At 71.8% G+C, this 23,812-nt stretch carries 17 protein-coding genes; 11 read left to right on the plus strand and 6 right to left on the minus strand.

The genetic code is table 11. The features are described 5' to 3' along the window. Window positions 1-18: 18 nt before the first annotated feature. On the plus strand, window positions 19-1,680 hold the full coding sequence (locus RBR11_RS13885) for a glycoside hydrolase family 13 protein (RefSeq protein ID WP_308489960.1): 1,662 nt from the start codon (window positions 19-21) through the stop codon (window positions 1,678-1,680). A 111-nt stretch (window positions 1,681-1,791) separates the two neighbouring features. Here RBR11_RS13885 and RBR11_RS13890 read toward each other — a convergent pair whose 3' ends face one another. Further along, window positions 1,792-3,015: an MFS transporter gene (locus tag RBR11_RS13890; protein ID WP_308489961.1), complete on the minus strand. Its 1,224-nt coding sequence runs from the start codon at window positions 3,013-3,015 to the stop codon at window positions 1,792-1,794. Between the two features lie 108 nt (window positions 3,016-3,123). On the opposite strand from RBR11_RS13890, the gene RBR11_RS13895 reads away from it, so the two are divergent. Beyond that, window positions 3,124-4,338 carry an amidohydrolase gene (locus RBR11_RS13895; protein ID WP_308489962.1) on the plus strand — a complete coding sequence of 405 codons (1,215 nt, stop codon included), beginning with the start codon at window positions 3,124-3,126 and terminating at the stop codon, window positions 4,336-4,338. Window positions 4,339-4,437: 99 nt separating this feature from the next. Here the strand turns inward: RBR11_RS13895 and RBR11_RS13900 are convergent, their stop codons facing one another. After that, on the minus strand, window positions 4,438-5,133 hold the full coding sequence (locus tag RBR11_RS13900; RefSeq protein WP_308489963.1) for a GTP pyrophosphokinase: 696 nt from the start codon (window positions 5,131-5,133) through the stop codon (window positions 4,438-4,440). A 149-nt stretch (window positions 5,134-5,282) separates the two neighbouring features. Between RBR11_RS13900 and RBR11_RS13905 the strand changes: the two genes are divergently transcribed. Further along, complete coding sequence (locus tag RBR11_RS13905) at window positions 5,283-7,367, plus strand: APC family permease (protein ID WP_308489964.1); 2,085 nt, start codon at window positions 5,283-5,285, stop codon at window positions 7,365-7,367. 506 nt (window positions 7,368-7,873) lie between these two features. After that, complete coding sequence (locus RBR11_RS13910) at window positions 7,874-8,329, plus strand: hypothetical protein (protein WP_308489965.1); 456 nt, start codon at window positions 7,874-7,876, stop codon at window positions 8,327-8,329. A 15-nt stretch (window positions 8,330-8,344) separates the two neighbouring features. Here RBR11_RS13910 and RBR11_RS13915 read toward each other — a convergent pair whose 3' ends face one another. Next, window positions 8,345-8,572: a hypothetical protein gene (locus tag RBR11_RS13915; RefSeq protein WP_308489966.1), complete on the minus strand. Its 228-nt coding sequence runs from the start codon at window positions 8,570-8,572 to the stop codon at window positions 8,345-8,347. A gap of 218 nt (window positions 8,573-8,790) precedes the next feature. Here RBR11_RS13915 and kdpF point away from each other — a divergent pair, with 218 nt between their 5' ends. From kdpF to RBR11_RS13945, 6 genes are all read left to right on the plus strand, one after another. Beyond that, the gene (kdpF, locus tag RBR11_RS13920; RefSeq protein WP_308489967.1) at window positions 8,791-8,880 is read left to right on the plus strand and encodes a K(+)-transporting ATPase subunit F; all 90 of its coding nucleotides are present in this window, start codon (window positions 8,791-8,793) and stop codon (window positions 8,878-8,880) included. Next, window positions 8,880-10,565: a potassium-transporting ATPase subunit KdpA gene (kdpA, locus tag RBR11_RS13925; protein WP_308489968.1), complete on the plus strand. Its 1,686-nt coding sequence runs from the start codon at window positions 8,880-8,882 to the stop codon at window positions 10,563-10,565. The genes kdpF and kdpA overlap by 1 nt, the downstream gene beginning before the upstream one ends. Further along, window positions 10,562-12,853, plus strand: a complete 2,292-nt coding sequence (gene kdpB / locus RBR11_RS13930; protein WP_308489969.1) for a potassium-transporting ATPase subunit KdpB — start codon at window positions 10,562-10,564, stop codon at window positions 12,851-12,853. The genes kdpA and kdpB overlap by 4 nt, the downstream gene beginning before the upstream one ends. A gap of 147 nt (window positions 12,854-13,000) precedes the next feature. Next, window positions 13,001-13,645, plus strand: coding sequence for a potassium-transporting ATPase subunit KdpC (gene kdpC / locus RBR11_RS13935; RefSeq protein ID WP_308489970.1), 645 nt, complete (start codon window positions 13,001-13,003; stop codon window positions 13,643-13,645). 60 nt (window positions 13,646-13,705) lie between these two features. Continuing rightward, on the plus strand, window positions 13,706-16,333 hold the full coding sequence (locus tag RBR11_RS13940) for an ATP-binding protein (RefSeq protein ID WP_308490099.1): 2,628 nt from the start codon (window positions 13,706-13,708) through the stop codon (window positions 16,331-16,333). After that, on the plus strand, window positions 16,330-17,007 hold the full coding sequence (locus tag RBR11_RS13945; RefSeq protein ID WP_308489971.1) for a response regulator: 678 nt from the start codon (window positions 16,330-16,332) through the stop codon (window positions 17,005-17,007). The genes RBR11_RS13940 and RBR11_RS13945 overlap by 4 nt, the downstream gene beginning before the upstream one ends. 217 nt (window positions 17,008-17,224) lie before the next feature. On the opposite strand, the gene RBR11_RS13950 is transcribed toward RBR11_RS13945, so the two are convergent. Further along, complete coding sequence (locus RBR11_RS13950) at window positions 17,225-20,062, minus strand: helix-turn-helix transcriptional regulator (RefSeq protein WP_308489972.1); 2,838 nt, start codon at window positions 20,060-20,062, stop codon at window positions 17,225-17,227. 212 nt (window positions 20,063-20,274) lie between these two features. Continuing rightward, window positions 20,275-20,595, minus strand: coding sequence for a hypothetical protein (locus RBR11_RS13955; protein WP_308489973.1), 321 nt, complete (start codon window positions 20,593-20,595; stop codon window positions 20,275-20,277). Between the two features lie 183 nt (window positions 20,596-20,778). On the opposite strand from RBR11_RS13955, the gene RBR11_RS13960 reads away from it, so the two are divergent. Then, on the plus strand, window positions 20,779-21,816 hold the full coding sequence (locus RBR11_RS13960; protein ID WP_308489974.1) for an FUSC family protein: 1,038 nt from the start codon (window positions 20,779-20,781) through the stop codon (window positions 21,814-21,816). A 161-nt stretch (window positions 21,817-21,977) separates the two neighbouring features. Here the strand turns inward: RBR11_RS13960 and RBR11_RS13965 are convergent, their stop codons facing one another. Further along, complete coding sequence (locus tag RBR11_RS13965) at window positions 21,978-23,732, minus strand: glycoside hydrolase family 35 protein (protein WP_308489975.1); 1,755 nt, start codon at window positions 23,730-23,732, stop codon at window positions 21,978-21,980. Between the last annotated feature and the right edge of the window lie 80 nt (window positions 23,733-23,812).

The raw sequence follows: 23,812 nt of genomic DNA on the forward strand, positions 1-23,812 counted from the left end.
ATCCCGTACCCTGATCGGATGGCCGAGATCGAGCAGCGTTCCGCACCCGGTTCCGAGTGGTGGCGGACCGCCGTCATCTACCAGATCTACCCCCGCTCGTTCGCGGATTCGACCGGCGACGGCGTGGGCGACCTGCCCGGCATCACGTCCCGCCTCGACGCGCTGAGCGAGCTCGGCGTCGATGCGATCTGGCTGAGCCCGTTCATGCCGAGCCCGCAGAAGGACGCCGGCTACGACGTCTCGGACTACCGCGGCGTGGATCCGCTGTTCGGCACGCTCGCCGACTTCGACGCGATGCTCGAGCAAGCGCACGCCCGCGGGATCCGGGTCGTCGTCGACCTCGTGCCGAACCACTCCTCCGACCAGCACCGCTGGTTCCAGGAGGCGCTGAGGGCCGCGCCGGGCAGCCCCGAGCGCGCCCGCTACCTGTTCCGCGACGGCAAGGGGAAGAACGGCGAGCTGCCCCCGAACAACTGGCAGAGCGTGTTCGGCGGCGGCATGTGGACCCGGGTCACGGATGCCGACGGCCGCCCCGGCCAGTGGTACCTGCACATCTTCGACGTCAGCCAGCCCGACTTCGACTGGACGAACGAGGACGTGCGGGAGGAGTTCCGCGGTGTGCTGCGGTTCTGGCTCGACCGCGGCGTGGACGGCTTCCGCGTCGACGTCGCCCACGGCCTGATCAAGAAGGACGGCCTGCCCGACTACACCCTGCCCGCCGACGCCGGGTCGATGGGCGGCGTCGAGGACGACGTGCCCTACTGGGGCCAGCCCGGGGTGCACGACGTGTTCCGCGACTGGCACAGGGTCCTCGCCGACTACGACGGCGAGCGCGCGCTGTGCGCGGAGGCCTGGCTGCCGACCCTGGAGAAGACCGCGCTCTGGGTGCGCCCGGACGAGATGGACCAGGCGTTCAACTTCAACTACCTGATGACGACGTGGGACGCGGCCAAGCTGCGCGGCGTGATCCGGGAGTCGCTCGACGCGTTCGGCGGCGTCGGCGCGCCGAGCACGTGGGTGCTCTCCAACCACGACGTGATCCGGCACGCCTCCCGCCTCGCGCTCACCGTGGACAGCCCGCAGGGCGACGGCATCGGGCCGGACTCCCCCGGCAAGCCCGACCGCGCGATCGGCCTGTCCCGCGGCCGCGCCGCGACGACGCTGATGCTGGCGCTGCCCGGATCGGCGTACATCTATCAGGGCGAGGAGCTGGGGCTTCCCGAGGCGATCGAGATCCCGGACGAGTTCCGACAGGATCCGACCTGGTTCCGCACGAACGGGGCGCGCTACGGCCGCGACGGCTGCCGCGTGCCGCTGCCGTGGACCGCGACCGGCCCCGCGTTCGGCTTCAACGACACCGGCGCATCGTGGCTGCCGCAGCCGGCGGAGTGGGCCGAGTACGCCCGCGACGTCGAGGAGACGGCGGCCGGCTCGACGCTCGCGCTCTACAAGACGCTTGTGCGGCTGCGGAAGGATCGGGGGCTCGGATCCGGATCCCTGGTCTGGGAGGAGCTGGGCGACGCGGCGGTGGCGTTCCGGCGGGGCGATCTGCACGTGGCGGCGAACCTCGGCGCCACCCCGATCGCACTTCCGGCCGGGGCCGCGATCGTCGTGCACAGCGAGCCCTTCGCCGGCACCGCCCTGCCCCCGAACACCGCCGCCTGGTACACGGTGGGCTGAGGCTCATCCACGGTCGTCGAGCGAGGGCGCCGCCGGCGACCGAGACGAAACGCGGTCATCTCACGGGCGCCGCGTTTCGTCTCGCTGCGCTCGCTCAACGACCGAGAGCAGTCAGGCCGCCTCGAGCGAGACCTCGACGACGGTCCGGCTCTTCCTTCCTGCGCTGCGCACCGCGAGCAGGTGCCCCGCGAGCGTGACCGCGAGGACCGCGGCCGACACGAGCAGCAGCTGATCCGGCTGCGCACCGGAGACGAGGGCGAGACCGCCCAGGGCGCTGCCGAGGGCACTGCCGAGCATCATGGCGCTGTTGTTCAGGGCGAGCACGAGGGCGGCGACCGACTCCGGCACCATGCCGGCGAGCCGTGCCTGCGCGGCCACGCCGGATCCGCCGTTGAAGAAGGCGCACACGAGGAACCAGACGATCGCGGCGACGGCGCCGGCGATGCCCGGCAGCAGCAGGCCCGCCCACCCGAGGACGGCGCCCGCGAGGACGGTCGCCACGATGACCGTGAGCACGCCGACCGGCCCGCGCCGGTCCGTCATGCGACCGGACACGATGTTGCCGAACAGGCTGACGATCCCGTAGCCGAACAGCACCGCGATCATCGCGTACCCGACGCCGACGCGCGGACCGATGATGAGCGTGGCGTACGTGAAGCAGAGGTAGCTCGCGCACATGAGCCCCATCGGCACGAGCAGCACGACGAGGATGGCCGGCTGGGTGAGCGGGCTGAGCGCTCGACGCAGCGGCAGCGGGGGGAGGCGCAGGGTCGGGACCTTGACGAGGATCCCGGCGAGCGCCGCGATCCCGACGCCCACGACGAGGAACAGCGGGATCCGCCAGTCCGCCTGACCGATCACCAGTCCGACCGGGGCGCCCAGAGCGGTCGCGAAGAGGAACCCGCCCATCACCAGCGAGAGCGCGCGGCCGCGGTACTCCTCGGGCGTGCGCGCGATGACGTACGAGCCGATCACGGCGTTCAGCAGGGCGCCGCCGAGCGCCGAGACGACCCGGCCGGTCATCGCCCAGAAGTACGTCGGGGCGAGGCCGACGAGCAGATTGCCGAGCACGAAGACGCTCAGCGCGAGCACGATCGTGGTCTTGCGCTCCCAACGGCCGGTGAGCGCGCCGAGCACCGGCCCCGCGATCGCGCCGGTCGCGGCGAACACGCTCATGAGCTGCCCCGCGGCGGCCGCATCGACCTGCAGATCCGTCGCGATCCGCGGCAGCAGCCCGGCCAGCACGTAGCCGTCGATCCCCATGGAGAAGGTCGCGACGGCGAGCCACATCAGCGCCCCGGGCCGGTACACCCGCTCGTCATCCCTCGTTCGCACCAGGTCATCCAATCAGAGCGGATGCGCACGGTGCGCGGTTTTGCAAGGATTCCGGACGAATGATCGGACGGCCCCCGCACGGGCACCCCCGGGGATAGGCTCGGCCGCATGACGATCGACCTCGAAGCGCTGTTCATCGACCTGCACCGCCATCCCGAGCTGTCGTTCCAGGAGACGCGCACCGCCGGCATCGCCGCCGGCCACCTGCGCGCCCTGGGTCTCGAGGTCACCGAGGGGATCGGGAGGACCGGCGTCATCGGCGTGCTCCGCAACGGCGACGGGCCGGTCGTCTGGGCGCGCGCCGACATGGACGCCCTGCCGGTCGTGGAGCAGTCCGGACTGCCGTATGCGAGCACGGCGAAGGGGATCGATCCCGAGGGGCACGAGGTCGGGATCATGCACGCGTGCGGTCACGACATGCACGTGACCGCGATGATCGGCGCCGCCGAGGAGCTGGTCCGCACGAAGGACGAGTGGTCCGGCACGCTGGTCGTCGTCATCCAGCCCGCGGAGGAGTACGGCGCCGGCGCCCGGGCGATGCTCGACGACGGCGCCCTCGACCGGTTCCCCCGTCCCGACGTCGTGATCGGCCAGCACGTCACCCCCTTCCCCACGGGCATCATCGGCGTGCGCCCCGGGCCGCAGATGTCGGCCTCCGACGGCCTGCACGTGGTGATGCACGGCCGCGGCGGGCACGGGTCCCGCCCGCAAGCCACGATCGACCCCGTCGTCATGGCGGCGGCGACGGTGATGCGCCTGCAGACCGTCGTCTCCCGCGAGGTCGACCCGCACGAGCTCGCCGTGGTGACGGTGGGTGCGATCCACGCCGGCACGAAGAACAACATCATCCCCGCCGAGGCGACCCTCGACCTCAGCCTTCGCTACCCCGACGAGGCGCTCCGGGAGAAGGTGCTCGCGAGCGTCGAGCGGGTCATCAGGGCCGAGGCGATGGCGTCGGGGGCGACGACGGATCCCACGATCCGGACCCTGCACACGCTGCCGGCGACGATCAACGACGAGTCGGCGACGGAGCGGGCCACGGCGGCGTTCCGCGCCGCGTTCGGCGACGAGATGGTGGTCGACCCTGGCCTGTTCACGGGCAGCGAGGACGTCTCGTGGTTCGCCCGCGACGCCGGGGTTCCGCTCGTGTTCTGGTTCTGGGGCGGGATCGACCCGGCCCGCTATGCCGCCGCAGTGGCGAACGGAACGGTCGACAGCGACATCCCGACCAACCACTCCCCGTACTTCGCGATCGAGATCCACCCCACGATCGAGGTCGGCGTGCAGGCCCTCACGGTCGCCGCCCGGGAGTTCCTCGGCTGAGAGCCGGGTCCGCCCCGGTCGTTGAGCGAGGACGGAGCGCAGCGACGACCGAGACGAAACGCGGCGAGTCCCTTCGACGGGCTCAGGGACCGGAAGGCGTCAGACCTCGATCGGGGGCTTCGGCAGCGCGGTGAGCGTCGTGCTGTGCGCCTCGCGGTGCAGCTGCTCCATGCGCTCGTCGAGCTCGGTCGCCGCGTCGGCCGCGGCGGTCAGGCTGTCCACGAGGTGCGCCGGCACCTGCCCCTGGAACTTGTAGTGGATCTTGTGCTCGAGGCTCGCCCAGAAGTCCATCGCGATCGTGCGGAACTGCACCTCGACGGGCACCATGATCGGCCCGGAGGAGAGGAACACCGGCACCTCGAGGATCGCGTGCAGGCTGCGGTACCCGTTCGCCTTCGGGCGGGCGATGTAGTCCTTGACGATCCTGACGGTGATGTCGTCCTGCGCGGTGAGCAGGTCGAACAGCCGGTACACGTCGGCGACGAAGCTGCAGGTCACGCGGACGCCGGCGATGTCGGTGATGTGCTCCCGGATCGAGTCGAAGTCGGGCTCGATGCCGCGGCGGGCCACCTTCTCCACGATGCTGTCCGGCGTCTTCAGCCGGCTCTTCACGTGCTCGATCGGGTTGTACGAGTGGTGGTGCGCGAACTCGTCGCGCAGGATCGAGATCTTCGTCTCGATCTCCCGCATCCCGAACTCGTATTCGTGCAGGAATCGCTGGAACTCGTCGCGGAGCTCCCGCGCCTCCGTGATGGTCTGGTTCAGCGCATCGTCTTCCACCGGAGCCGTACTCATACCCGCGACGCTACGCAGTCGGGGTACGGATCTCCTGCGTGTTCGTCCTGAGCTGATTCAGCCCCGTATTCCCGTTGTGATCGAACAGTTGTGAAATCCACATGATCTCGCTTTGCATCCACAGGGAACCAGGCGTAATTTAGCGGCTCGTGGCACCTGACAGCCGTGACAACGCCGACGCCCCGCAAGTAGCGAAGCGGATCCTCCTCGGGGAACCGCTGAGCACCGAGAAGGCGAACGAGCAGCTCCTCCCGAAGCGCATGGCGCTTCCCATCTTCGCGTCCGACGCGCTCTCCTCCGTGGCCTACGGTCCGCAGGAGATGCTGTTGACCCTGGGGCTCGGCGGACTCGCGTTCCTGACGTTCGCGCCGTGGGTCGCCGCCGCTGTCGTGCTGCTGCTCGTCGTCATTGTGCTCAGCTACCGCAAACTGATCCAGGCGTACCCCTCGGGGGGCGGCGACTACGAGGTCGCGTCGAAGAACCTGGGCGAGATCCCCGGCGTCGTCGTCGCGTCCGCGCTCCTGGTCGACTACATCCTGACCGTGTCGGTGTCGATCGCGTCGGGCGTGGACAACATCATCTCGGCGGTGCCCCAGCTGAACCCGTGGCGCGTCGAGCTCGCGGTCGGGTTCGTGATCCTGATCGTCGTGGTGAACCTGCGCGGCGTGCGCGAGGCGTCGACGTTCTTCGCGATCCCGACGTACATCTTCGTCGGATCCGTCGGCGTCATGATCATCACGGGTTTCGTGCAGGTGCTGCTCGGCCACCCGCCGGTCGCGGAGAGCTCGCACTACGAGATGCAGGGCGAGCACCTGGCCGACGCCGCGGTGATCCTGCTCGTGCTGCGGGCGTTCTCCAGCGGCTGTTCCGCGCTGACCGGCGTCGAGGCCGTCTCGAACGGCGTGCAGGCGTTCCGGATCCCGAAGATCGGCAACGCGCAGAAGACGCTCGCCATGATGGGCGGCATCGCGATCCTGCTGTTCTCCGGCCTCACCGCGCTGGGCCTCATCACCCGCGTGCACTACGCCGAGAACCCGTGCAACCTGGTCGGCTTCGACTGCCGGCTGCCGCAGCAGAGCCTCATGGCGCAGATCGCGTCGGCCGTCTTCGGCAACGGATCCCTGCCGTTCTTCATCATCCAGGCGGCCACCGCGGCCGTCCTGCTCCTCGCCGCGAACACCGCGTTCAACGGCTTCCCGCTGCTCGGCGCCGTGCTCGCCCGCGACGGCTACGCCCCCAAGGCGCTGAACACCCGCGGCGACCGCCTCGTGTTCTCGAACGGCATGATCCTGCTCGGCATCGCCGCGGTCGGCGTGCTCGTCGTGTTCCAGGCGAACCTGACCAACCTCATCCAGCTGTACATCATCGGCGTGTTCGTGTCGTTCTCGCTGGGGCAGCTGGGCATGGTGCGGCACTGGCGGCGGATGATCCGCGACGCCCGGGAGAAGAGCCCGGAGGAGGCCTCGGCCGACCGGCGCACCGCTCGCACAGGCCTCGTGATCAACTCGCTCGGCGCGTCGATGACCATCGCGGTGCTCGTGATCGTGACGATCACCAAGTTCACGCACGGCGCCTGGATGGTGTTCCTGGCGATCCCGGTGCTGGCTCTGCTGATGGCGGGCGTGAAGCGCTACTACCGCGACGTGGAACACGAGATCGCGGTCAACGACACCACGCACTTCGGATCCGAGGGCGACATGGCGATCGTGCTCGTGAACCGGCTGCAGAAGCCGGTCATCAAGGCGATCGACTACGCCATCGCCGCCCGGCACGAGAAGACCGTCGCCCTGCACGTGGCCGCGAACCCCGAGGACGGCGTCCAGCTGCAGAAGGACTGGCAGCACCACCGGATCCCGATCCCGCTCGTGATCGTGGAGTCGCCGTTCCGCCACTACGCGGCTCCGGTCGAGGCGTACATCAAGAAGTACCGCGCCAAGCACGGCCCGGCCGTCGTCACGGTGTACCTGCCGCAGTACATCGTCGGGCACTGGTGGGAGTCGATCCTGCACAACCGCCGCGCCCGCCGCATGGCCAACCAGCTCATGCTCATCCACGGCGTGACGATCACCCTGGTCCCGTGGCTGCTGGACTCCTCGGAGCTCATCTACGGCCGCCGGTCCCGCCCGGTCCCCGGCCAGCAGCGCGCCGGCCGCCCCGTCGTGCTCTACGCCGACGCCGCGTCCGCACACTCCCGCCGCGCCCAGCGCCCCGCCGGCCCGCCCGAGCAGGACTGAGCTCCGCACCACGCACTCGCGCTGCACCCGCGCCCGCGCCCGCGCCCCTCGCCCGCGCCACGAACCCCTCCCCCGTCGGAAAACGGAGAGGGGTTCGTGCGTGTATGGCGTGTCGCGGCTCCGACACGCCGCGCACGATCTGGGGGCTCTCCGTTTTCCGACAGCGGCGGCGGGTTTTCCGACAGCGGCGGCGGCCGCACGCACGGATTCTTGGCGGGTCCTTGGCGCGGCATGGTTGGCGTTCGACCCATGACGACATCGACGACCGCCGCCGCACGCACGGGAACCCCGCGCCGCCTGCTGAACAAGGTGCCCGAGGTCACCGTCTGGTTCTGGATCGGCGGAGCGCCGGATCCGGGCGCGAGCCGGGATCCGGCAGAGGATCCGGCCGGCGCCCGGGCGATGACCCCGGGCGGCTCCCGGCCGATTCGGCATTCCATCTTTCCCCGGGCGCGCCGCGGTGGGACAATCCGAGGAGTAGGCGGAACTCGTCCTGCGGAGGAACCGTGGCGCGCAATCGAACCCGTACACCGTTGACGGTGCTGGTCGCCGCGGGCGTCGCCACGGCGTTGGGACTGGCGGAGATCTTCTTCCTTCCCGTGGTGAGTTCGGGCGGCTTCGATCCGGTGCGAGCCATGACGACCTGGTTCACGGCCCAGCCCGCGAGTCTGCTGTGGGGCGGCTTCGCGCCGGTCACCGCGATCTTCGCTGTCATCGCATGCTGGCAGCACCGCTGGAGCCGTGTCATCGCGACGGTCAGCGCCGGGATCGGGGCGGCGTTCCCGGGATTGATCCTGTTCAACATCCTGACCAGAGGCCTGGCCCCTGAGACGCCAGGACCCCTGGGGCTGCTCACCCTGGTCCTCGCGGGCGACCTCGCCGTGATCGTGCTGCTGTATCTGCCGCCGTCGCACCGGTTCTTCGCCCGGCCCGCCTCCCGCCAGGCCCCGGCGACGCCCTGACCTCACCAACACCGGTCAAGCCGGCGCGCCCAGACGGCAGCCCGCCCCTCGGATGGTCTGGATGAGATCCGGAGGTCGGGCGAGCTCGGCGGGCCGGGTCTGCCGGAACACGTACGCGATCGCGAGCGCGGCCCCGACCACGACGAGCGCCGCCGAGACCGTCACGACCTGCCACCCGATCGCCCTGCTCGAGCGACGGTACTCCTCATCGGCGGCGCTCCGGCGCCGACCGCGTTCCCTCATCGAGGGTGGCTCTCTGTCACCCTTCTATCCTTCTCCGGCGTGGCCGGCGTGTGGGAGCCGCATGGATCCTCCGGGGACGTCGTAAGGGATCCGTGAGGAAGCCGTCGCCGCCCGGACAGGGCGAGTTGCATCGGATCCGTGCTCGACATCATCTACGCAGCCCTGGCGCTCGCATTGTTCGCCCTCGTCGCGCTGATCGCGAAGGGGGTGGAACGGCTGTGATCGTCTTCGAGATCATCGCGGCCGTCCTCGCGATCGCCGCGATCGGCTACCTCGTCGTCGCCCTCCTCTCGCCGGAGCGGTTCTGATGGGCGCCGCCGACATCTGGCTGGGCGTCCTCCAGGCCGCGACCCTCATCGCCGCCCTGGTCCTCCTCTACCGCCCGCTCGGCGACTACATGGGGCGCATCTTCACGAGCGCGAAGGATCTGCGCTTCGAGCGCGGCATCTACCGCCTCATCGGCGTCGACCCCGCCTCCGACCAGACCTGGCGGGCATATGCGCGCAGCGTGATCGTGTTCTCCGCGATCGGAGTGCTGCTGCTCTACCTGCTGCAGCGCGTGCAGCAGGTCCTGCCGCTCTCGCTCGGGCTGCCGCCGGTGCCCGAGGGGCTCGCGTTCAACACCGCCGTCTCGTTCGTCACGAACACGAACTGGCAGTCGTACACGCCCGAGCAGACCATGGGCCACCTGGTGCAGTTCGCCGGTCTGGTGGTGCAGAACTTCGCGTCCGCCGCGGTGGGGATCGCGATCGCGATCGCCTTCGTGCGCGGGTTCGCTCACCGCGGCAGCGCCACGGTCGGCAACTTCTGGGTCGATCTGATCCGCGGGCTGTTCCGGCTGCTGCTGCCGCTCGCGGTCGTCTCCGCGATCGCTCTGATCGCCGGTGGGGCGGTGCAGAACCTGTCCGGCTTCACCGAGGTGCACACGATCGCCGGCGCCACCCAGGCGGTGCCGGGCGGGCCGGTCGCCTCGCAGGAGGCGATCAAGCTCCTCGGCACGAACGGCGGCGGCTTCTACAACGCGAACTCGGCGCACCCGTTCGAGAACCCCACGCCGTGGACGAATCTGCTCGAGATGGTGCTGATCCTCGCCATCCCGTTCTCCCTCCCGCGCACATTCGGACGGATGATCGGCGACGACCGGCAGGGCTACGCGATCGTCGCGGCGATGGGATCCATGGCCCTGGTGTCGGCCTTCGCGCTCAGCGGCCTCGAGCTCGGCGGCGGGGGAACCGCGACGCAGCTCGCCGGCGCCGCCCTGGAAGGCAAGGAGCAGCGCTTCGGGATCCTCGGCACCGCGCTGTTCGGCACGTCCTCCACGCTCACCTCGACCGGTGCGGTGAACGGCATGCACGACTCGTTCACGCCGCTCGGCGGCATGATGCCGATGCTCAACATGATGCTCGGCGAGGTCGCACCGGGCGGTGTCGGATCGGGCCTGTACGGCATGCTCATCCTCGCCGTGATCGCCGTGTTCGTCGGCGGCCTGCTCGTCGGCCGTACCCCGGAGTACCTCGGCAAGCGCCTCGGGGCGCGCGAGATCAAGCTCGCCAGCCTGTACATCCTGGTCACGCCGACGCTCGCGCTGGCCGGAACGGCGCTGAGCTTCGCGATCCCCGCCGTCCGCGCCGACGTCGAGAAGACGTCGATCCTCAACCCCGGCCCGCACGGTCTCAGCGAAGTGCTGTACGCGTTCACGTCGGCTGCGAACAACAACGGATCCGCCTTCGCCGGCCTCACCGCCAACACGCCCTGGCTGAACACCGCCCTCGCGGTGGCGATGCTGCTCGGGCGCTTCATCCCGATCGTGTTCGTGCTGGCGCTGGCCGGATCCCTGGCCGCGCAGCAGCACGTCCCGGAGACCGCGGGCACCCTGCCCACCCACCGCAGCCAGTTCGTCGGGCTGCTCGTCGCCGTGTCCATCGTGGTCACCGCGCTCACCTACTTCCCCGTGCTCACGCTCGGGCCGCTCGCGGAAGGACTCGTCCGATGACCGTCGTCGACACCGAAAGCCCGGTTCCCGAGCCTGTCGCAGGGCTCGAGCCGGAACACCACCACGCTCCTCGCACGCAGCGCGCCTTCGGCTGGTCGCAGCTCGTGCAGGCCATGCCCGGCGCCCTGCGCCGCATGAACCCGACGATGCTGCTGCGCAACCCGGTCATCCTGCTCGTCTGGGCGGGAGCTGCGATGACCACCGCGCTCGCGATCGCCGAGCCGTTCCTCGGCAGCAGCACAGCGGCCGCAATCGGCACTGCGACCTCCGGCGGCACGAAGGTCCCGGCAGGGTTCACCTGGTCGATCGCGATCTGGCTGTGGCTCACCGTGCTGTTCGCGAACCTCGCCGAGTCGGTGGCCGAGGGCCGCGGCAAGGCGCAGGCCGCCACGCTGCGCAAGACCCGGACCAGCACGATGGCCCGCCGCGTGATCGGCTACGACCCTCTGGCGGATCCGTCCGCCGAGCATGCGCAGACCGAGGAGGTCTCGTCCGCGGACCTGCGACGCGACGACGTCGTGATCGTCGCGGCCGGCGAGCCGATCCCCGGCGACGGCGACATCGTCGAGGGCATCGCGACCGTCGACGAGTCGGCGATCACGGGCGAGAGCGCCCCCGTCGTGCGCGAGTCCGGCGGCGACCGCAGTGCCGTGACCGGCGGCACCCGGGTGCTCTCGGACCGGATCGTGGTGCAGATCACCTCGAAGCCGGGCGAGACCTTCGTCGACCGGATGATCGCGCTCGTCGAGGGCGCGAACCGGCAGCGCACCCCGAACGAGATCGCGCTGAACATCCTGCTCGCCGCGCTGTCGATCGTCTTCGTCGTCGTGGTGCTCGTGCTGAACCCGATCGCGTCGTACTCCGCATCGCCGGTGAGCATCCCGGTGCTCATCGCCCTGCTGGTCTGCCTCATCCCGACGACCATCGGCGCGCTGCTCTCCGCGATCGGCATCGCCGGGATGGACCGGCTCGTGCAGCGCAACGTGCTGGCGATGTCGGGCCGCGCCGTCGAGGCCGCGGGCGACGTCACCACGCTGCTCCTCGACAAGACCGGCACGATCACCTACGGCAACCGCCGGGCGACCGAGGTGCTCCCCGTCACCGGGGTGTCCGTTGAGGAGCTGCTCGAGGCCGCCGCGCTGTCGTCGCTCGCCGACCCCACCCCGGAGGGCGCCTCGATCGTCGAGCTCGCCGCCGCCCGCGGCATCGTCGTGGCCGCCCCCGAGGGCGCCGTGACCGTGCCGTTCACGGCGCAGACCCGGATGAGCGGCGTCGACCTCGCCGACGGATCCCGGATCCGCAAGGGGGCCGGGTCCGCGATCCGCTCCTGGCTCGCGGAGGAGGGCGCCGGATCCGGTCCGTCCGTCGACGAGGCGACGAGGTTCGCCGACGGGATCGCCGCCTCGGGCGGGACACCGCTGGCGGTGGCGATCGCCTCTTCGGGGTCGTTGAGCGAGGACGGCGGAGCCGACCGAGACGAAACGCGGCAGCCCGACGGTGAAGGCGTTTCGTCTCGCTCCGCTCGCTCAACGAGCAATGCTGGACACACCCGGATCCTCGGCGTCGTCCACCTCAAGGACGTCGTCAAGGAGGGGCTGTCCGAGCGGTTCGGCGAGCTGCGCAGCATGGGCATCCGCACCGTGATGATCACCGGCGACAACCCGCTCACCGCGAAGGCGATCGCCGCAGAGGCGGGCGTCGACGACTACCTCGCCGAGGCCACACCGGAGGACAAGCTCGCCCTCATCCGCCGCGAGCAGGAGGGCGGCCGCCTCGTCGCGATGACCGGCGACGGCACGAACGACGCCCCCGCCCTCGCCCAGGCCGACGTCGGGGTCGCGATGAACACCGGCACCTCGGCCGCCAAGGAGGCCGGGAACATGGTCGACCTCGACTCGGATCCGACCAAGCTCATCGACATCGTGCGGATCGGCAAGCAGCTGCTCATCACCCGCGGCGCGCTGACGACGTTCTCGCTCGCGAACGACATCGCGAAGTACTTCGCGATCATCCCCGCCATGTTCGCGGGCGCCTACCCGGGCCTCGGGGTGCTGAACATCATGCAGCTGCACTCCCCCGCCTCGGCGGTGACGAGCGCGATCATCTTCAACGCGATCGTCATCGTGTTCCTCATCCCCCTCGCACTGCGCGGCGTGCAGTACCGGCCCGCGGGCGCCGCGCAGATCCTTCAACGCAACCTGCTGATCTACGGCGTCGGCGGCATCATCCTGCCGTTCATCGGCATCAAGCTCATCGACCTCGTCGTCGGCCTCATCCCCGGCTTCTGACCATGCGCATCCCGGGGTCGTTGAGCGAGCGCCGCCGCAGGCGGAGCGAGACGAAACGCGGTCTGGCTCGATGCACCCCGTTTCGTCCCGGTCGCTTCGCGCCCTCGCGCAACGACCCCGACGACCGACAATCCTGAAAGGCACCTCATGTCGAATCTGCGCGGCACTCTCCGCCTCGCCGGCGTCGCCCTGCGTGCGATGCTCGTGCTCACGCTGGTCCTCGGCGTCGGCTACACCCTCGCGATCACCGGCATCGGCCAGCTCGCCCTGCCCTGGCAGGCGAACGGCTCGATGGTCGACACGAAGGACCGCCCCGTCGGCGGCTGGATCGGCGGGGCCCCCGCCGGCAGTCTCCTGCTCGGGCAGACCTTCGCCGATGCGAAGGGCGAGGCCCTGCCGCAGTACTTCCAGCCCCGGCCGTCCGCGGCCGGCGAGAAGGGCTACGACCCCAGCGCCTCCGGCGGCAGCAACCTCGGCCCGAACAATGCCGACCTGGTGAAGGCCGTCACCCAGCGCCGCGCCGAGATCGCCGCGCGCGAGCAGGTGGATCCGTCCGCCGTCCCCGCCGACGCGGTGACCGCCTCGGGATCCGGGCTCGATCCGCAGATCAGCCCCGCGTACGCCCTGCTGCAGGTGAACCGGATCGCCGCGGCGCGCGGAATGGATCCCGCGGTCGTGCGGTCCCTCGTGGAATCCAAGATCCAGGCACGCGATCTGGGCTACCTCGGGGAGCCGCGGGTGAACGTCCTCGACCTCGATCTGGCGCTCGATGCCCTGCATCCGGTGGGATGATGACAGGCGCAGGAACGGCGCACCCGTGACGGGGCGCCCGTGAGCAGGGAGAGGCCCGAGATGCCGGACGAGACGCGAGAGGTCGGATCCACCTCGCGCGGTCGGCTGCGCGTGCTGCTCGGCGCGGCCCCCGGTGTCGGCAAGACGTTCGAGATGCTCACGGAGGGCCGGCACCTCGCCGAACAGGGCCGCGACGTCGTGATCGGGTTCGTGGAGACGCACGGACGGGCGGCGACGTTCGCGCAGACCAGCGGTCTCGCCCAGGTGCCGCGCGCGGTCTTCACGCATCGCGGGGTGTCGCTCGAGGAGATGGATCTGGGCGCGGTGCTCGCCCGCCGGCCCGGGCTCGCACTCGTCGACGAGCTCGCGCACACGAACGCGCCAGGATCCCCCAATGCGAAGCGCTGGCAGGACGTGCAGGAGCTGCTCGCGGCGGGCATCGACGTGGTGACGACGGTGAACGTGCAGCACATCGAGTCCCTGAACGACGTGGTCGAGAAGATCACCGGCGTCGTGCAGCAGGAGACCGTGCCCGACGCGGTCGTCCGTGATGCGGACGAGGTGGAGGTCGTCGACCTCGCGCCGCAGTCGCTGCGCGACCGGCTCTCCGCCGGGCAGGTGTATCCGGCCGAGCGGATCGACGCCGCGCTGTCGAACTACTTCCGGCTCGGCAACCTCACGGCGCTGCGCGAGCTGGCGCTGCTGTGGCTCGCCGACGAGGTCGACAGCGCGCTGCGCACGTACCGCACCGAGCACGGCATCGACAGCGCCTGGCAGACCAGGGAGCGCGTGGTCGTCGCCCTCACCGGCGGTGCGGAGGGCGAGACGCTGCTGCGTCGCGGTGCCAGGATCGCGGCGCGCTCCGCCGGCGGCGAGCTGCTCGCGGTGCACGTCACCACCCAGGACGGGCTGCGCGCCGACCGCCCCGGCGCGCTCACCGCCCAGCGGGGTCTCGTCGAATCGCTCGGCGGGAGCTACCACCAGCTCGTCGGCGACGACGTCGCAGGCACCCTGGTGGAATTCGCTCAGTCGGTCGACGCCAGCCAGATCGTCATCGGCGTGAGCCGGCACAGCCGCATCGCCGCGGCCCTGACCGGCCCGGGCATCGGCGCCGAGATCATCCGCCGTTCGGGCGACATCGACGTGCACATCATCACGCACGCGGCCGCCGGCCGCCGCGGGGCCCTCCCGGCGATCACCGGCGGGGCGCTGGGCTGGCGCCGCCAGCTCATCGGCCTCGGGGTCGCGCTCGTCGGCGGACCGCTGCTGTCGTGGCTGCTCTTCACCCTCCGGGCGCCCGGATCCATCACGTCCGAAGTCCTCTCGTACCAGCTGCTCGTGGTCGTCGTCGCGCTCATCGGCGGGATCCGGCCCGCCCTGTTCGCGGCGATCCTCAGCGGCTTCACCCTCGACTTCCTCTTCGTCGAGCCGCTGTTCACGGTGACCATCGCGGATCCGCTGCACGCGCTCGCCCTCGCACTGTACGTCGTGAACGCCGTGCTCGTCAGCATCGTCGTGGACCAGGCGGCGCGGCGCGCCAGGGCCGCCCGGCGCGCGTCGAGCGAGGCCGAGCTGCTCGCGGCCGTCGCCGGGAACGTGCTGCGAGGGGACAGCGCCCCGACCGCCCTGGTCAGCCGCGCCCGCGAGGCGTTCGGGCTCAGCGGGATCCGGCTGCTCTCCCCGAACGGCGAGACGATCGCGGTCGACGGCGAGCCGCTGCCGGACGGGCCCACCGAGTCCGTGCCGGTCGGCGCTGCCGCCGACGGATCCCCGCGCGCATTCCTCGAGCTGCACGGCGCGGACCTCGACGCCGCCGGCCGTCGCCTGCTCGACGCGATCGTCGCGCAGCTCGCCGCGGCGATCGAGCACACGGATCTGCGCGAGACCGCGAAGGAGGCGGCGGTGCTCGCGGAGACGGATCAGGTGCGCAGCGCCCTGCTCTCCGCGCTCAGTCATGACCTGCGCCGGCCGCTCGCCGCCGCGGTCGCCGCGGTGGGCGGCCTGCGCGGCGCGCACCGCCTGTCGGCGGAGGACCGGGCAGAGCTGCTCGCCACGGCCGACGAGAGCCTCGCCACGCTGTCGCAGCTGGTCACGGATCTGCTCGACGTGAGCCGGGTGCAGGCCGGGGTGCTCGCGGTGTCGCTCGGCCGGGTGGATGCGGGCGGGGTCGTGGTCGCCGCGCTCGACGAGCTGTCGCTGGGCCCGGCCGACGTGGAGCTCGCCCTGGACGCCAACCTGCCGCCGTTGAAGGCGGATCCGGTGCTGCTGCAGCGGGTTCTCGTGAACCTGCTCACGAACGCGATGAAGCACTCGCCCACGGGGCGCCGCGTGATCGTGTCCACGAGCAGCCTGGGCGGGCAGGCCGAGATCCGGGTCGTGGACCGCGGCGAGGGGATCCCGGAGAGCCAGCGCGAGAGCGCGTTCCTGCCGTTCCAGCGGCACGGCGACACCGACAACACGACCGGGCTCGGCCTGGGCCTGGCGCTCTCCCGCGGGTTCGCGGAGGGCATGGGCGGCACGCTCACCGCCGAGGACACCCCCGGCGGCGGCCTGACGATGGTCGTGTCGCTGCCCCTGGCCGACGCCCCCATCCCCGGTTTAGAAGAGCGCAAAGTGGGGGATCCGGAGGCGGAATTCGACGCTTTGCGCACTTCGAACGGGGACGACCTGGACGGAGAACCGCGATGAAACTGCTCGTGGCCGACGACGACCCGCAGCTCGTGCGGGCTCTGCGCATCACGCTCGCCGCGCACGGCTACGAGGTGATCGCCGCCGCCGACGGCGCCGCCGCGATCGCCGCCGCCGCCCAGTTGCACCCCGACATCGTGCTGCTCGACCTCGGCATGCCGAAGCTCGACGGGATCGCCGTCATCGAAGCCCTCCGCGGCTGGAGCGACGTGCCGATCCTCGTCGTGTCCGGACGGACCGGATCCGCCGACAAGGTCGACGCCCTCGACGCCGGGGCGGACGACTACGTCACGAAGCCCTTCCAGGTGGACGAGCTGCTCGCCCGCCTGCGCGCCCTCGCCCGCCGTCGCACGGGCGGGCCGGCCGAGTCGTCCGTCCTGTTCGGCGACGTGGAGGTGGATCTCGCGGCGAAGGCGGTGACGCGGGGCGGATCCCGGGTGCACCTGACCCCGACGGAGTGGCAGATCCTGGAGCACCTCGCCCGGCACCCCGGCGTGCTGGTCACCCGGCAGGAGCTGCTGCGCGAGATCTGGGGCACCGAGCAGGTCACCGACACCGGCTACCTGCGGCTGTACCTGTCGCAGCTGCGCAAGAAGCTGGAGCGCACGCCGGGCTCTCCCGAGCACCTCCTCACCGAGCAGGGCATGGGGTACCGGCTGGTGCTGGAGCCGTAGCCGCGCCCGAGCTCCCCGCCTGGCGAGGGGGGTCGCCCCTCGCCAGGCGGAAGGATCCGCTCGCTGGTCGCGACACGCCGTTCTGGCGCCCCGATGAGGGCGTGTCGCGACCAGCGAGCAGCGTTCGACCCCAGAATCGGCCTGAGCGGAGCGGGGTCTCGGAGCGGATCCGTCGACGGCGGACTGGGGCGCGGTGTCCGATCCCCGCCGGAGAAGCTCAGCGCCGAGCTGCGACCGCGGCCTCGGTGCGGGTGGCGACGCCGAGCTTGCGCAGGATCGCGGAGACGTGCACGCTCGCGGTCTTGCCGCTGATGAACAGACGCTCGCCGATCTGCCGGTTGCTCAGGCCGTCGGCGATGAGATCGAGCACCTGCTGCTCGCGGGCCGTCAGCTCGATGCCCGCCGAGTCGGACCCGCGTGCGGCGCCCTGGTCGCGGGCGAGCCCGGCTGCCCCGACGAACTCGGCGGTGCGGCGCCGCAGCCGGTCGTGATCGAGTCGATCGGCGAGGCGCGCCGCCTCGGCCGCGAGCTCCGCCGCCGCGACCCGGTCACCCGCCGCGACGAGCGCCCGCGCCCTTTCGAGCCGGACGAGCGGGCGCAGCGACGCCGGCACGTCGTCCTGGTCGGCGACCGGGATCACGGCGCGCAGCACGTCGGCGTCCGCGTCGAGCACGGCGAACAGCACAGCGCCCCAGCTCTCCTTCTGCAGCTCGGACGGCAGTTCGGCCCACGCCGCGCGCACGGACTGCGCCGTCTCGGCGGCCCGCCCGGCCTCGCCGTCGGCGCGGAGGTCGGCGACCACCCGTGCGCCCTCGAGCAGCAGCCGGCACCGCAGCGCGAGCCGGGGGCCGGCATCGGCGAGGGCGGCGGTGAGCGTCTCGCCCGCCCGCACCGGGTCGCCGGCGCCGAGCGCGAGCAGCACCTCGATCTCGCGCAGCGAATACCAGACCTGGCGCTCCACCTCGGCGGCGGCCTCGACCGTGCCGCGCCAGTCGCGCAGCAGCTCCGCCGCCTCCGCGATCCGACCGCGCCACACGAGCGCGCGGATCCGCGACATGGTCGTGTAGACGCGGAAGATGCGCAGCGTGCGGATCGTCAGGTCCTTCGCCATCGTCTCCTCGGCGCGGTCGATCTCGCCGAGCTCGAGCAGCGGCTCGACCATGTTGTGCGACAGGATCGACCCGGTCGCCCGCTCCACACCGAGCGAGCGCGAGTGCGCCACCCCGGCCTCGGCGACCTCGACCGCCTCGCGGAACCGGCCGAGGATGTTCAGCGCGTCGGCGTAGTTGACCCGGTAGCGCAGCTGCGCGTCGTGGCTGTCGGCGTGCTGCCAGGAGAGGCGGAAGTCGTCCATGCCGGCCTCGACGTCGCCGAGATGGATCCGGGCGCTCGCGCGCAGGTTCGCGGCGACCGACATCGCGGCGGACAGGCCGACGCGCTCGGCGATCCGGTACGCCTCGTCGGCGGTCTCGATCGTCTCCGCGAAGCGGGCACCGGTGAGGTATCGACCCGCGAGATAGCCGAGCAGGGTCGCCCGCAGGTGGTCGTCGTCGCTGCCGTCGAGCGCCTGCAGGGCCTCGACGAGCAGTTCGACGGATCCCGGACGGCCCAGGTTCTGCAGGTACAGCGCCTTGTCGCGCAGCAGGCGGGCGAGCACGGCGGGCTCGCCGTCGGGCGGGATCTCGTCGAGCGCGAGCGAGACCACGGCGAGCGCGCGCTCCCCGTCGCCGCCGTTGCGCAGGATCGAGCCGAGCTGGGCGAGCAGCGCGATCCGGTCGATGCCCGCCACGGGGGCGGCGTCGGGCACCTGATCCCACAGTTCGAGCGCGAGCTCGCCGAAGCGCGCGGCCGTCGAGAACGCGTAGCTGGCCTTCGCCTGCTGCATCGCGGCGACGGCGGCGCCGAGCGCCCGCGGCGCGTCGTGCGCGCGGTGCCAGTGGAAGGCGAGCGCCGACGCGGATCCGCCGGCCGCCTCGAGCGCTTCGGCGTAGGCCCAGTGCAGCCGGGACCGCTCGCCGGGGAGCAGGTCGTCGTGCACGGCCTCGCGCAGCAGAGCATGCCGGAAGCCGTAGCTTTCGTCGTCGCGCACGGCGAGCACGCCCGTGCCCATCGCCTCGCGGAGGGCCTCGTCGAGCCGTTCGCCGTCGAAGCCGGCGAGTGTCGCGAGCAGTTCGTGCGCGATCGCGCCGTCGGATCCGGAGGCCAGGCGCACGACCCGTTTCGCGTCGTCGCCGAGCGCGTCGAACCGGGCCAGCAGCACGTCGCGGAGGGTGTCGGGCATCGGCCCTCGGACGTTGCAGAGCAGCTCCTCGACGAAGAACGGCACCCCTTCGCTGCGCTCCATGAGGCGGGTGAGCGCGGCGTCGTCGACCGAGCCGCGCAGCCCCTGTACGAGGTCGCGCACAGCGATCTCGTCGAGCCGGTTCAGGGTGATCCGGTCGAGCAGGCGCGCCCGTTCGGCCTCGGCGAGGAAGGTGCGCACGGCGCCGCCGCGGCGCACCTCGTCGATCCGGCAGGTCATCAGGAACAGCACGGATCGCCCGGCGAGCGCGCGCAGCAGGAACGACAGCATCGACAGGGTGGCGGCGTCGGCCCAGTGCAGATCCTCGATCACGACGACGACGGGACGTTCCGCGGCGGCCGCCTCGAGCAGGTTCGCGATGGTCTCGCGCAGCCCCTCGGGGCGGATCGCCGAGCGGTCGACGGGGCCCGCGGCGCGCTCGGGGAGCAGCAGCTGCAGCGCGTCGCGGCCGGGTCCTGCGGCCTCGTCGGCCCGGTCGCCGAGGGCGTCGAGGAGGCCGCGCAGGATCGCGGGCAGCGGCCCGAACGGCGCGGGCGTGGATCCGTAGTCCAGGCACCAGCCGGTCAGCACGGTCGTCTCGTCGGCGATCCGACGGCGGAACTCCCCGCTCAGCCGGGACTTGCCGATTCCCGCCTCGCCGCCGACGAGCACGGACGCGGGCTCGCCGGCGCGCGCACGGCTCAGTGCGTCGTGGAGCAGCGCGAGTTCGGCGTCGCGTCCCACCATCGCAGCGGACGTGGTGGCGAGGGACATGCCTTCATCGTGCCATCCACCACCGACATCCGGGGCCGTGGCCGACGGCTCGCCGCTCTCGGCAGAGACGGCGGGTCCGCCGCCGGGCGCGACACGATCGGCGGGAGGAACTCCGATCGGCGGACGACCTGCTGTCGGATCCTCCGCCGATCGGGATTCCTCCCGCCGGATGTTCCCGGGTTCCGTGGCGGATCCGGGGGCGCTCGCGCGCGTCACGCGGCGTGCGGGGTGCAGCCGACGAGCTCGCGCTCGGCGGCGGGCTCGGCTTCCGCCGCGGCGACGACGAGGCGGACGGGGGCCGCGTCGGCGGCCCCCGGAGTGGCGGCCTCGCGGGCCGGGGCCGCGGGGACCGCGGCGGTCGTGCGCACGGTGCGGCGTGCGGCGAGCGCGCGCAGCGCCCGGCGGATGACGCCGTCGCGGCGCACGAACTGGTCGGGGTGCTCCGCCGCCATCCTCGCGCGCTCGGCGCGGACGGCCGCCTCCTCGAGCTCGAGGGTGCTGACGCGGTAGCTCAGTGCGGGGTGCAGGTCCATGATCTCTCTCCTTCTCCGGTACCTCTACGCTCGTCGCTAAGGCCCCTCGCCCCCATCCGGCAGATGCCCTATCTTCCGGATGAGGCGCCTCAGATCCGGATCGGCTCCTGCGACGTGGTGCCGTTCTGCAGGAACGCCCCGGCCGGATCCGCCCGGCACAGCCGTCCGGACTACCGTGGAGGCATGCGCACGCTCGCCGCCCTCCGCGCCGCCCGGCGCGCACCGCTGCTGCAGGTCGCCAAGTCGGCGGCGGCCACGATCGCCGCCTGGCTCATCGCCGGCTGGCTCGTGCCGGGGCACCTGCCCGTGTTCGCCGCGATCGCCGCCCTGCTCGTCGTGCAGCCGAGCGTCAACCAGTCCCTCGCGAAGGCGGTCGAGCGCAGCATCGGCGTGATCGCCGGCGTCGTGATCGCGGTGCTGCTCACCCTCGCCCTCGGCGGGCTGAGCTGGGTCGTGCTGCTCTCGGTCGTCGTGGCGATGGTCGTGGCGTGGTCGTTCAAGGCCACTCCGGGCACCGCGAACCAGGTCGCGATCTCGGCGATGCTCGTGCTCGCGCTGGGCTCGTCGAGCCCCGACTACGCCGTCGACCGGATCCTGGAGACGCTCATCGGCGCCGTCATCGGCTTCGTCGTGAACATCGCCGTCGTGCCGCCGGTGCTCGTCGCACCGGTCCGCCGCGACCTGGCCCTGCTCGGCGCAGAGCTCGCCGGGAGCCTGGACCGGCTGGCCGACGCGCTCCCCGCCGAGTCGACGCCCGAACGTCTGCAGGAGCTCATGCTCGAGGCGCGGCTGCTGCGGCCGATGAAGGACGCGGCCGAGGCGGCGCTGACCGCGGGCGAGGAATCGCTCACGCTCAACCCGCGCGGAGCATCGCACCGCGCCGAGCTCGCCGCCATGCGCGAGCTACTCGACCGGCTGAGCCCGATCGTCACGCAGGTGATCGGCATGACCCGCGCCTACGTCGACCACTACGACGGCGGTCTGCCCGCCGAGCCCGCGGTCGCCCCGATCGCCGAGCAGCTGCGCCGCGCCGGCCACGACGTGCGGCTCGCCGTGCAGACCGCCGAGATCCAGCCGGAGCCCGCCGCGCTCACCTCCGTGATCCCGGCGCTGACGTCGCCGCTCGAGATCCGGCCGCCCGCCTCCGGGCACTGGGTGCTGATCGGATCGCTGAGCGAGGACCTGCGCAGGATCCGCGGCGAGCTGCGCGACGAGGTGTGAGCCGGGCCGCTCCCGGTCGTTGAGCGACGCTTCGACTCGCTGGCGCTCGCTCAGCGCGGGTCTCCGCGAGACGAGACGCGGTCTCCCGACGGACCACCGCGTTTCGTCTCGATCGTCGCGTCGCTCCGTCCTCGCTCAACGACCGGACGGGCAGGCGCGCCTCACTCCCCGATGAACTCCTCCACCGGACCGAAGTCGGGCTCCTCGCGGATCTCCACGGCGGATCCGAGCCGGTCCGTGTCGAGCACCCGGATGACGTTCCGGCCCTCACGCCACAGCGGCGCGGGCGCGTAGAGCGTGCGCTGCGGGCCGATCTCCCAGTACCGGCCGAGCAGGAAGCCGTTCAGCCACACCAAGCCCTTGACGCCGCCCGGGAAGGCGAGCCAGGCGTCGGCCGGATCCGCGACCTCGAACGCCGCCTCGGCGAGACCGTCCGTCGCGTCGCCGGAGCCCGCCAGCGACGGCGCGTCCAGTCCCAGAACGCGGTGCGTCCAGCCGTGCGCGAAGCGCCGGCCGATCCGCACGCCCGAGAGGATGCCCTTGTGCTCGCCCGTGTGCGGGCCGTAGTTGACGCGGCCGAGGCTCTCCACGACGAGCGTGAGCACCGCGGATCCGCTCGCTCCCGGCAGCGGCAGGGAGCGCTCGCCGTCCCGCTCGAGCACGCCGAGGCGCACCCCGTCCAGGAACACGACGGCACGGTCGTGCAGCACGTCGACGGTGAGGGCCGTGCCCGGCTCGTACGAGATCCGGGCCTCGTAGGCGACGAGGCCGTCCTCGGCGCCGACCTCCTCGAACGACAGCGGCATCGGCGCCGGCTCCCCCGCCGGCACCGCGCGCACGACGTCGAGCAGCGATGCGATCCGTGAGAGCGGGGCGGACGCGGCGGACTGCCGGCGCGGCGCCTCAGGAACCGGCGGCAGGTCGCCGGGGTGGAACGGCGCGAACGCGGCGCGCAGCGCGTGGAACTTGGCGTTCACCGATCCGTCCTCGCCGATCGGCGCGTCGGAGTCGTAGCTGGTCACCGTCGGCTGCAGCACGCCGTCGTGGTTCGCGCCGGCCCACAGGCCGAAGTTCGTGCCGCCGTGCGCCATGTAGAGGCTCACGGATCCGCCCTCGGCGAGCAGCTCCTCGACCGTGCCGATCATGCTCTGCGCCGAGCGCACGTGGTGCTGCTCGCCCCAGTGGTCGAACCAGCCGCCCCACAGCTCGGCGCACAGCAGCGCCTGCCCCGGCCTGCGCAGCGCCACCGCGTCGGCGACCCCGGTGCCGAACGTGAACGTGCCCATGGCCCCGTCGACGCTTCCGTTGCGGACCATGTCCGCGGTCGTGCCGTCGGCCGTGGTGAGCAGCTCGACCATGCCGCGGGCGCGCAGCCCGTCGCGCAGGTGCGCGAGGTAGTCGTGGTCGCTGCCGAAGGATCCGTACTCGTTCTCGATCTGGATCGCCGTGATCGGTCCGCCGTGCGCGGCCTGCAGCGCCGCGAGCCGCGGGATGAGCTCGTCGTACCAGGCGTCGACCGCGGCGAGGAACACGGGGTCGCTCGTGCGCAGCGCGCGGGTGCGACCGCTCAGCCAGAACGGGATGCCGCCGTTCGACCACTCGGCGCAGATGTACGGGCTGGGGCGGACGAACACGTCCAGCCCGACCTCGCCCGCGAGCCGGATGAACCGCTCCGCGTCGCGCCAGCCGGTGAAGTCGACCGTGCCCTCGACCCGCTCGTGGAAGTTCCACGGGATGTACGTGTCGACCGTGTTCGCGCCCATAGCCGCGAGTCGGCGCAGGCGGTCCTCCCACTGGTCCGGGTGGATCCGGAAGTAGTGGACCGCCCCCGACAGCATCCGGAACGGACGGCCGTGTCGGAGCAGGCCGCCGTCGCCGTAGGTGAGCGCGGGGGACGGGGTGTCGGTGACGGTCATGGCTCTCCAGGATGGCGGATGTTTACGTCACCATTGTTGCGTACGACGACCGGCGCCGCACCTGCCGATGCGGCTCGGTG

This window comes from Microbacterium capsulatum (assembly GCF_030865425.1).
In the GTDB taxonomy this organism is placed as follows: domain Bacteria; phylum Actinomycetota; class Actinomycetes; order Actinomycetales; family Microbacteriaceae; genus Microbacterium; species Microbacterium capsulatum.

Bases quoted from the DNA above. Each gene is read 5' to 3' on its own strand.
- RBR11_RS13885 (WP_308489960.1), top strand. From the start codon at position 19: ATGGCCGAGATCGAGCAGCGTTCCGCACCCGGTTCCGAGTGGTGGCGG.
- RBR11_RS13895 (WP_308489962.1), top strand. From the start codon at position 3,124: ATGACGATCGACCTCGAAGCGCTGTTCATCGACCTGCACCGCCATCCC.
- RBR11_RS13900 (WP_308489963.1), bottom strand. From the start codon at position 5,133: ATGAGTACGGCTCCGGTGGAAGACGATGCGCTGAACCAGACCATCACG.
- RBR11_RS13915 (WP_308489966.1), bottom strand. From the start codon at position 8,572: ATGAGGGAACGCGGTCGGCGCCGGAGCGCCGCCGATGAGGAGTACCGT.
- kdpA (WP_308489968.1), top strand. From the start codon at position 8,880: ATGGGCGCCGCCGACATCTGGCTGGGCGTCCTCCAGGCCGCGACCCTC.
- kdpB (WP_308489969.1), top strand. From the start codon at position 10,562: ATGACCGTCGTCGACACCGAAAGCCCGGTTCCCGAGCCTGTCGCAGGG.
- kdpC (WP_308489970.1), top strand. From the start codon at position 13,001: ATGTCGAATCTGCGCGGCACTCTCCGCCTCGCCGGCGTCGCCCTGCGT.
- RBR11_RS13940 (WP_308490099.1), top strand. From the start codon at position 13,706: ATGCCGGACGAGACGCGAGAGGTCGGATCCACCTCGCGCGGTCGGCTG.
- RBR11_RS13945 (WP_308489971.1), top strand. From the start codon at position 16,330: ATGAAACTGCTCGTGGCCGACGACGACCCGCAGCTCGTGCGGGCTCTG.
- RBR11_RS13950 (WP_308489972.1), bottom strand. From the start codon at position 20,062: ATGTCCCTCGCCACCACGTCCGCTGCGATGGTGGGACGCGACGCCGAA.
- RBR11_RS13955 (WP_308489973.1), bottom strand. From the start codon at position 20,595: ATGGACCTGCACCCCGCACTGAGCTACCGCGTCAGCACCCTCGAGCTC.
- RBR11_RS13960 (WP_308489974.1), top strand. From the start codon at position 20,779: ATGCGCACGCTCGCCGCCCTCCGCGCCGCCCGGCGCGCACCGCTGCTG.
- RBR11_RS13965 (WP_308489975.1), bottom strand. From the start codon at position 23,732: ATGACCGTCACCGACACCCCGTCCCCCGCGCTCACCTACGGCGACGGC.